Below are 8,947 nucleotides of genomic sequence, written 5' to 3' on the forward strand. Positions count from 1 at the left end.
GTCCGGCGGGTCAGGCGCCAAAAACGATATATTCCACCGGGACCTACACACCGCGAGCAGTTTACAGAATTGTTAATAACCTGAAAAGTGCGTTAACGTGACAGAACTCGCAACAAACTCACCAGATGTAAGCTGTCTCTCTGTCACCGCAATAACAATCAGGCCGGCACATGGCCGGCCTTTGAGATTACATCACCAGACGGCGGATATCGCTCATCGCATGATTAATAAATGTGATGAAACGCGCACCATCAGCACCATCGATCACACGGTGATCGAAAGAGAGTGACAGAGGTAGCATCAGGCGTGGAACAAACTCTTTACCATTCCATACCGGCTTCATTGATGAGCGGGATACGCCCAGGATAGCCACTTCTGGTGCATTAACGATTGGCGTAAATGCTGTGCCACCGATACCACCCAGGCTTGAAATAGTGAAGCATCCCCCCTGCATATCAGATGCAGTCAGTTTGCCTGCACGCGCTTTCTTAGACATCTCAGTCAGCTCGCGGGACAATTCGATGATGCCCTTATTATTAACATCACGGAACACTGGAACCACCAGACCATTAGGTGTATCCACTGCCACACCAATGTTGATGTATTTTTTCAGCGTCAGTTTCTGACCATCTTCCGAGATAGAGCTGTTAAAGCGCGGCATCTCTTCCAGCGCTTTTGCTACCGCTTTCATGATGAATACCAATGGCGTGATCTTCACACCAAGCTGTTTCTTCTCAGCTTCCTGATTCTGCTGCTTACGGAAGTTTTCAACTTCAGTAATATCCGTTTCGTCGAACTGTGTAACATGTGGGATCATCACCCAGTTACGGCTCAGGTTAGCACCAGAGATTTTCTGAATACGACCCAGTTCAACTTCTTCAATTTCACCAAATTTACTGAAATCCACTTTCGGCCAAGGCAACATACCCGGCAGACCACCACCGGCTGATGCAGGAGTAGACTCTGCACGTTTAACCGCGTCTTTCACGTAAGCCTGAACATCTTCACGCAGAACACGGCCTTTACGCCCTGTACCTTTCACTTTAGCCAGGTTAACGCCGAATTCACGCGCCAGACGACGGATCACCGGCGTTGCATGAACATAAGCACTATTTTCAGCGAAATCATTTTTGTCTTCTTCTGCGAAGCTTCTGCTAGCAATAACCGGTGCTGCCGCTTTCTCTGGTTCAGCCGCTGGCGCTGGCGCAGAGGCAGCCGGAGCAGCAGGCGCTGCACCCGCAACTTCAAATACCATAATCATAGAATCGGTTTTCACTTTATCACCGACCTTGATTTGAATTTCTTTAACGATACCTGCGAATGGCGCGGGGACTTCCATAGAGGCTTTATCACCTTCTACGGTGATCAGCGATTGTTCAGCTTCCACCGCATCGCCAACTTTCACCATCACTTCGGTAACTTCGACTTCATCACCACCGATATCCGGTACATGAACATTCATAGCCGCAGAAGCTACTGGTTCTGCCTCTGCCATACGCGAAGACAATGTTATCGCTGCCGGCTCTTCCGCTGGCGCAGCTTCTACAGCACCTTCCGCAGAATCAAAAATCATAATCAGTTTGTCGGTTTCAACTTTATCGCCAACCGCAATGATGATCTCTTTAACGACACCCGTCTGAGGGGATGGAACTTCCATAGAAGCCTTATCACCTTCCACGGTGATCAGCGATTGTTCAGCTTCCACTGTATCGCCAACTTTCACCATGATTTCGGTGACTTCAACTTCATCCGCACCGATATCCGGTACCTTAATTTCGATAGCCATTGATTCTTTACCTCTTATGCCAGACGCGGGTTAACTTTTTCTGGGTTAATGTTGTATTTCTTGATTGCTTCTTCCACAACACTCACATCGATTTCGCCGCGCTTAGCCAATTCACCCAAAGCAGCAACCACCACGTAAGAAGCATCAACTTCAAAATGATGACGCAGGTTTTCACGGCTATCGGAACGACCGAAACCGTCAGTACCCAATACGCGGAATTCGCTTGCAGGGATGAAGTTACGAATTTGTTCTGCGAACAACTTCATATAATCAGTAGAAGCCACTGCCGGTGCTTCATTCATGATCTGAGCAACATAAGGTACACGTGGCGTTTCTGTTGGATGCAACATGTTCCAACGTTCACAATCCTGACCATCACGAGCCAGTTCAGTGAATGAAGTCACGCTGTACACATCAGAACCCACACCATAATCGTTAGCCAGAATCTGCGCTGCTTCACGCACATGACGCAGAATAGAACCTGAACCTAATAGCTGAACTTTACCTTTACTACCTTCCAAGCTTTCCAGCTTGTAGATACCTTTACGGATACCTTCTTCCGCGCCTTGTGGCATCGCCGGCATGTGGTAGTTTTCGTTCAACGTGGTGATGTAGTAGTAAATATTCTCTTGTTTCTCACCATACATACGCTCCAAACCATCATGCATAATCACAGCAACTTCATAAGCAAATGCCGGATCATAAGAGATGCAGTTAGGGATAGTCAGAGACTGAATATGGCTGTGACCATCTTCGTGTTGCAGACCTTCGCCATTCAGGGTTGTACGACCAGAAGTACCACCAATCAGGAAGCCACGAGCCTGTTGGTCGCCAGCTGCCCAGCACAGGTCGCCAATACGTTGGAACCCGAACATAGAGTAGTAGATGTAGAACGGAATCATTGGCAGGTTATTGGTGCTATAAGACGTTGCCGCCGCCAGCCATGATGAACCGGCACCCAGTTCATTGATACCTTCTTGTAGAATCTGACCTTTGGCGTCTTCTTTATAGTAAGCAACCTGCTCACGGTCTTGCGGAGTATATTGCTGGCCGTTAGGGCTGTAGATGCCGATTTGACGGAACAGACCTTCCATACCAAAAGTACGCGCTTCATCGGCAATGATTGGAACCAGACGATCTTTGATTGACTTGTTTTTCAACATCACGTTCAAAGCACGAACGAAAGCAATAGTAGTAGAAATTTCTTTGTTTTGTTCTTCCAGCAACGCACCAAAATCTTCCAGCGTTGGCAGTTCCAGTTTCTCTTCAAAATGAGTACGACGGCTTGGCAAATAGCCACCAAGCGCTGCACGACGCTCATGCAGGTATTTGTATTCTTCAGAATCTTTATCGAAAGTCACATATGGCAGGTTTTCGATTTGCTCATCAGCAACAGGGACATTGAAACGATCACGGAAATGGCGAACGCCTTCCATATTCATCTTCTTAACCTGATGAGCAATATTTTTACCTTCCGCCGTATCACCCATACCGTAACCTTTGATAGTCTGAGCCAGGATAACCGTTGGTTTGCCGGTAGTTTCTTGCGCTTTTTTCAAAGCAGCAAAGACTTTCTTAGGATCATGACCACCACGGTTCAACGCCCAAATCTGGTCATCGGTCATATCTTTGACTAATTCAGCGGTCTCTGGGTAACGACCAAAGAAATGCTGACGCACATAAGCGCCATCTTTGGATTTGAACGTCTGGTAATCACCGTCCAGCGTTTCGTTCATCAGTTGGATCAATTTACCGCTGGTATCTTTACGCAACAGTTCATCCCAACGATCGCCCCAAAGCACTTTAATAACCTGCCAACCTGCGCCATCAAAAATGCCTTCCAGCTCATTAACGATTTTGCCATTACCCGTAACTGGACCATCCAGACGTTGCAGGTTACAGTTGATAACAAATACCAAATTATCCAGTTTCTCGCGGGTTGCGATAGTAATCGCACCTTTGGATTCTGGCTCATCCATTTCACCGTCGCCCAAGAAGGCATAAACGGTCTGCTTGGAGGTATCTTTCAGACCACGGTGTTCCAGATATTTCAGGAATTTAGCCTGATAAATCGCACCGATTGGCCCCAATCCCATTGAAACGGTTGGGAACTGCCAGAATTCAGGCATCAATTTTGGATGCGGATAAGAAGAGAGACCGTTGCCATGAATTTCCTGACGGAAATTATTCATCTGCTCTTCAGTTAAACGACCTTCAAGGAAAGCACGAGCGTAGACGCCTGGAGAGATGTGGCCTTGGAAATAAACCAAGTCACCGCCGTCATTTTCATTACGGGCACGGAAGAAATGGTTGAAACAAACTTCATACATGGTTGCTGAAGACTGGAATGAAGCCATGTGACCACCCAATTCCAGATCTTTTTTGGATGCCCGCAACACGGTCATCACAGCATTCCAACGAATAGCAGAGCGAATACGGCGCTCCAAATCCAGATTGCCAGGGTAAGCAGGCTCATCCTCAACAGCAATGGTATTGATATAATCGCGGTTAGCAGCACCGGCTGCAACATTCACGCCACCTTTACGTGCTTCGTTCAGTACCTGATCAATCAAGAACTGGGCACGATCAACACCCTCTTCACGGATGACCGATTCGATCGCCTGTAACCAGTCGCGAGTTTCGATCGGATCCACGTCATTTTTCAAAATGTCTGACATGGTGTATTCCTTATCTGTTATCTGTTTCTAATGATTGTTTTGGAGCCTACCTTCCCGTCATACCCTTTGACGTTCAGCCGGTCATGACTGGAAGATAGGCCCTCACTGTTGTTGCCGCTAGCGCCCTCAGTAAAGGGACTCAACTTAGCTGTGCAAACGCAGCAAACTTCAAGATCTACACAGCTAATTTTATTCCTGATGCTGTTGAAGACGTCGTAATGATCGCTCACGGCGAGTGTGCTCGCGGCTGAGATCCAATAAGACATCTTCGATAAAAGCTAAATGGCGATGGGAGGCCTCACGGGCTTTCTCTGGTTGCCTCGCCATTATTGCTTCAAAAATCTTCGCCCGATGATCGCTGACAGCCGTCAGCATTTCCCGGCGGGTATACAAAAACTCAAAATTCTGCCGGATATTTTGTTCCAGCATAGGCGCCATACAACGTAATAAATGAAGGAGAACCACATTATGCGCGGCTTCAGCAACGACAAGCTGATATTGCAAAACAGCTTCAGATTCAGCATTGACATCACCACTTTCCTGAGCTTGTTGAATAACAAGGTGATATTGCCGAATACGCTCAAAATCTTCGTCAGTTCCACGCAGTGCCGCGTAATAGGCAGCAACACCTTCCAAAGCATGGCGGGTTTCAAGGAGGTCAAATTGAGATTCTGGGTGACCAGCCAGTAATTGTGCCAGCGGATCACTGAAACTTTGCCAGAGGTTACTCTGAACAAACGTTCCCCCACCCTGACGGCGAAAAAGAAAACCTTTAGCTTCTAACCGTTGAATGGCTTCGCGCAGTGAAGGACGTGACACATCAAACTGTTTCGCCAACTCACGTTCAGGCGGCAACTTCTCCCCTGGACGCACGGATCCTTCAAGGATGAGATGCTCAAGACGCTGCTCAATGACATCTGATAGTTTTGGTTGGCGGATTTTACTATAAGCCATATTTATTATAAGCCAGTTAGAACCTATCTCATGAGGCTATTTTGTTTGTTGTTTCGGTCTTTGCCGAAGTCAATTGGTAATACCAATTTAAACCACCGGGCCATAAAAGTAACAAAGTATTCATCAACTGTCTATAAAGACCTTTTGCTAAATCATAAAAACCTGCAAATTTTGACAATTTTTTTTAAAAATTAGTAAAAGCTGATAACCAGTAGGTTAATAAACATCCTAAGATAATATTTTAACCAACCTTTTTTAAACATATAAATGGGTATATTGAATCGTTACAGCAATAAAATAGTTGAATCTTTATTAAAAAGATATAGCTACCAAATCATCACCTGCTGATTTTAAATACAAATGTATACCATCAAGTTATAAATGTAGCTCAAATCAATAAAACCGAGAGGCTAAAACCAACGATTAGAAAGGAATAATGACAAAATGTGAGGAACCACCAGCAACAGCTCCACATAACTCCTGCTGATGGAAAAAATGAACTATACCCTATAGATTTCAAGATGCATCGCGGCGGCAAGGGAGAGAATCCCCGGGAGCATAGATAACGATGTGACCGGGGTGAGTGAGTGCAGCCAACAAAGAGGCAACTTGAAAGATGACGGGTATATATTAAAACCAATAGCGCGTCTCTTCATGCCACCCTTTTTTATACATACAGGATGAAATTATCCAACGCCTTGACGATTCATTTTTATCCCAACGCTTAACTTCAGTTTTCGGCACAGTAATATAATGATTACAGGATTTATCTTCGTCCTTGTCTTTATCTTTGCAGGAAAAACGTTTTGTCTCGAAAGAATGAACAACTTCGCTGGTCCAGTCTGATGGTAATTGAGAATAACCCAATGCTTTACATTCAGCATAATCCCTATCTCTTTCATACTGAGTTGCGCCTGGTTTTTCCCATGATGTACAACCCGCCAATACAGTAAATAAGGTAAATAAAGGGATAACAGCTATTTTTCTTATAAAATTCATATAACAATACCTTAATTAAAAATAAAGAAATAACCAAAGAAATTAAATTAGAATTTAAAAGTCCCCCCAATACGGTAACTCTTATCTTCAAAAGATGGCTGTCCACCAGACTGTATAATTTGTCTATCTTGGTTTGAGATATCTCTGTAAATATCAGGAATAGAATGTATATTATCTACTTTAACTTCACTGCCTGAAACTATATCCTTGACATTACATTCAAAATAACCACAGGTTGAAATATAGCTATCAGTAAGCCGTGGCATGGAACATCCCGTAACTACAAATATTGATAATAAAGCAATGAGAAATTTATTCATTCTTAATATCCTTAAATTACTGTATATTTTATAAAAATTTAACTTAAATGAAAAACCATATAAAAAGAGAGATCATTTCTTATGATCGAGTAAATAATATCTACATATGCATTTTATCTTTCTGGCATTCCACGGAATATCAGAACAATATCCCCCCAGAGAGAAATATATATTCTTATCGCTAGGAAAAACCTGCTTTATTGGTGAACCATTAACACCAAAAAGTAACAGGCTAGATAAAAAACATGAAATAATTAATATTTTCATGTATTTAAAACTGGCTAATGAATATAAAGTTCTATCTTATAAGATACCAAAAGACATACAATGACTTTATTTGTTATATTAACGGCTATCCTCTCCATCTTCCACATATTCCAATATATCTCCAGGTTGACACTGCAAATGCCTACAAATTTTTTCCAGCGTCTCGATACGGATACCTTTTATTTTGCCATTTTTCAGTAATGATAAATTTTGCTCAGTAATACCAATAATGGCAGCTAATTCTTTAGACTTTACTTTCCTTTTCGCTAAGATCACATCCAACCTTATTATAATACTCATGATGATTCTCAGATAAAATAACGTTGCTCATCGCTTATCTTCTTAGATTCACGCATAATTAAGCTAAATATCAAAAGGAATACACCAAACATAATAATAAACAGAGATTCTGAATTAACTCCAAACGAAAAACTAAATACCCGTTGCCCTTTCACTAAATCCACAGATAACGCCATTCCTTGTAACATATTAATCACAGGGTAGAGAAGTTGCTCTAGAATCATCAGGAAACCAATAATAAATGAAGCGGAAATATTACGGTTACTCCATATTTCACCTTTAGCAAACCGGAAAAACAGAATGCCAATTAATATATAAGATGACGTTGATATAATCCGAGGTATCGTATCCAACGAGATATAAAGCACCTGACTTAATAAAGATTGCTTAAATCCTTTTGCAGTCAATGCCGGCATAAGATCGCTATACGCCTGAAGAACAGCCTGGCGAGTGGCATCATGCCATAACGACCAAGACGCAATATGGAACCCAATATCACCAATTACCATAATGGAAGCAATAATAATAGCCAGAAAGCTGAGTAGCTTGATTCTGGGATTAGTTACAAACTCCTGTTTATCACACATCTTGTGTCATTCCATATACATGTTTAACTAAACTGTCGCTAAAGTACTTTAAAAGTTATCGTATGACAATAATTTTTTATCACTAAATAGACAGAATATGATTCAGGGTAATTTGAAAACTGTCATTAATTTATTGATAGAAAAAGAAAAAAATCATCATTTACCTGAATATCTTCAAACAGTATATGTTACTTGGTCACTGTTCTATCATCCTGCCATCACATGGTTTACCGCGATAGTTTGTTGTGAAGATTGTATGACAAATACAGAACGGTCTACTCCGGGTACCTTTCAAAGCCCACGCAATGCCGGTCAATTTCAATACAGAGTGAATCGAAAATAATGGCTCAAAATGAACCTGATATCAGGTTTTAACCAATCCCCTCAACACTGAAAATCAATAAGAATAATTGATGTAATGCTTTTACGATTCTGGAGATTCGTGTTTCTGCGCAACGGTAAGAAAGTGTAATCGCGAGGAAAAGCGTTACTCGAAGTAACGGTGTGGCTTTCAATGACATCAGTTTCTGATACGGGACATAAAACCGAACATTTAGAGTTAAAATGACCAGTAAACGCACCGCCTTGGCGGTCCGATTGTTTAACCTGTCATGGTGTTGTTTTAGGCAAAATGTATGTAAATAGATGTAGATAAGGAATAGATGAGATGAAATGAAAAAACAAATTTTAAAAACCAGCGTATTAGCCGCAGTGCTCCTGAGCATGGGGATGGCACATGCTTCAGGTGGTACTACGGTAAACGTGATGGCTACCATAGGCCAAGCGACTTGTGAACTCAATGTTGAAGGTGATGTTACTGGTAGTAACGGTTCCTACCAATTAGATATGGGAAACGTTAAATCATTAGACGTTAAAACCCTACAACCTTCTGCCCCCACATCAGCAAAAAATATAGAGGTCAAACTAGTTAACCTGAGGTTTGCTTAAGAAGGGAACTAAGTGCCTGAGGCACGATCAAAGTTTTTGTCAAAGAAAACAAAATCGTGGAGATCCTCAGGCATGTTTAATTTAGAAGAACTTTACTGCTGCGTCGAT

General features: G+C 42.5%; 8 protein-coding genes. 1 reads left to right on the plus strand and 7 read right to left on the minus strand.

Annotated elements, in window-relative coordinates:
- Positions 1 to 187: 187 nt before the first annotated feature.
- The 7 genes from aceF to AACQ83_RS05455 form a co-directional block, all read right to left on the minus strand.
- Positions 188 to 1,786: a pyruvate dehydrogenase complex dihydrolipoyllysine-residue acetyltransferase gene (gene aceF, locus AACQ83_RS05425; RefSeq protein ID WP_112876759.1), complete on the minus strand. Its 1,599-nt coding sequence runs from the start codon at positions 1,784 to 1,786 to the stop codon at positions 188 to 190.
- Positions 1,787 to 1,800: 14 nt separating this feature from the next.
- Complete coding sequence (aceE, locus tag AACQ83_RS05430; protein WP_112876760.1) at positions 1,801 to 4,464, minus strand: pyruvate dehydrogenase (acetyl-transferring), homodimeric type; 2,664 nt, start codon at positions 4,462 to 4,464, stop codon at positions 1,801 to 1,803.
- A gap of 189 nt (positions 4,465 to 4,653) precedes the next feature.
- A complete protein-coding gene (gene pdhR / locus AACQ83_RS05435) occupies positions 4,654 to 5,418 on the minus strand; it encodes a pyruvate dehydrogenase complex transcriptional repressor PdhR (protein ID WP_036777528.1) in 765 nt (254 codons plus the stop codon).
- 630 nt (positions 5,419 to 6,048) lie between these two features.
- Positions 6,049 to 6,417 carry a hypothetical protein gene (locus AACQ83_RS05440; protein ID WP_112876761.1) on the minus strand — a complete coding sequence of 123 codons (369 nt, stop codon included), beginning with the start codon at positions 6,415 to 6,417 and terminating at the stop codon, positions 6,049 to 6,051.
- Between the two features lie 47 nt (positions 6,418 to 6,464).
- Positions 6,465 to 6,737 (minus strand): lipoprotein, encoded by a 273-nt coding sequence (locus AACQ83_RS05445; protein WP_112876762.1) that lies wholly within the window; start codon positions 6,735 to 6,737, stop codon positions 6,465 to 6,467.
- A gap of 345 nt (positions 6,738 to 7,082) precedes the next feature.
- Positions 7,083 to 7,304, minus strand: coding sequence for a helix-turn-helix domain-containing protein (locus AACQ83_RS05450; RefSeq protein WP_112876763.1), 222 nt, complete (start codon positions 7,302 to 7,304; stop codon positions 7,083 to 7,085).
- Between the two features lie 8 nt (positions 7,305 to 7,312).
- Positions 7,313 to 7,891, minus strand: coding sequence for a hypothetical protein (locus AACQ83_RS05455; protein WP_112876764.1), 579 nt, complete (start codon positions 7,889 to 7,891; stop codon positions 7,313 to 7,315).
- Between the two features lie 672 nt (positions 7,892 to 8,563).
- Here AACQ83_RS05455 and AACQ83_RS05460 point away from each other — a divergent pair.
- Positions 8,564 to 8,839 (plus strand): hypothetical protein, encoded by a 276-nt coding sequence (locus AACQ83_RS05460; protein ID WP_112876766.1) that lies wholly within the window; start codon positions 8,564 to 8,566, stop codon positions 8,837 to 8,839.
- Positions 8,840 to 8,947: the final 108 nt, after the last annotated feature.

The organism is Photorhabdus sp. S10-54, assembly GCF_963878145.1.
Lineage (GTDB): Bacteria > Pseudomonadota > Gammaproteobacteria > Enterobacterales > Enterobacteriaceae > Photorhabdus > Photorhabdus kayaii.

What these genes read in the sequence shown, in the direction of transcription:
- aceF (WP_112876759.1), bottom strand. Translation starts at nt 1,786, where the DNA reads ATGGCTATCGAAATTAAGGTACCGGATATCGGTGCGGATGAAGTTGAA.
- aceE (WP_112876760.1), bottom strand. Translation starts at nt 4,464, where the DNA reads ATGTCAGACATTTTGAAAAATGACGTGGATCCGATCGAAACTCGCGAC.
- pdhR (WP_036777528.1), bottom strand. Translation starts at nt 5,418, where the DNA reads ATGGCTTATAGTAAAATCCGCCAACCAAAACTATCAGATGTCATTGAG.
- AACQ83_RS05440 (WP_112876761.1), bottom strand. Translation starts at nt 6,417, where the DNA reads ATGAATTTTATAAGAAAAATAGCTGTTATCCCTTTATTTACCTTATTT.
- AACQ83_RS05445 (WP_112876762.1), bottom strand. Translation starts at nt 6,737, where the DNA reads ATGAATAAATTTCTCATTGCTTTATTATCAATATTTGTAGTTACGGGA.
- AACQ83_RS05450 (WP_112876763.1), bottom strand. Translation starts at nt 7,304, where the DNA reads ATGAGTATTATAATAAGGTTGGATGTGATCTTAGCGAAAAGGAAAGTA.
- AACQ83_RS05455 (WP_112876764.1), bottom strand. Translation starts at nt 7,891, where the DNA reads ATGTGTGATAAACAGGAGTTTGTAACTAATCCCAGAATCAAGCTACTC.
- AACQ83_RS05460 (WP_112876766.1), top strand. Translation starts at nt 8,564, where the DNA reads ATGAAAAAACAAATTTTAAAAACCAGCGTATTAGCCGCAGTGCTCCTG.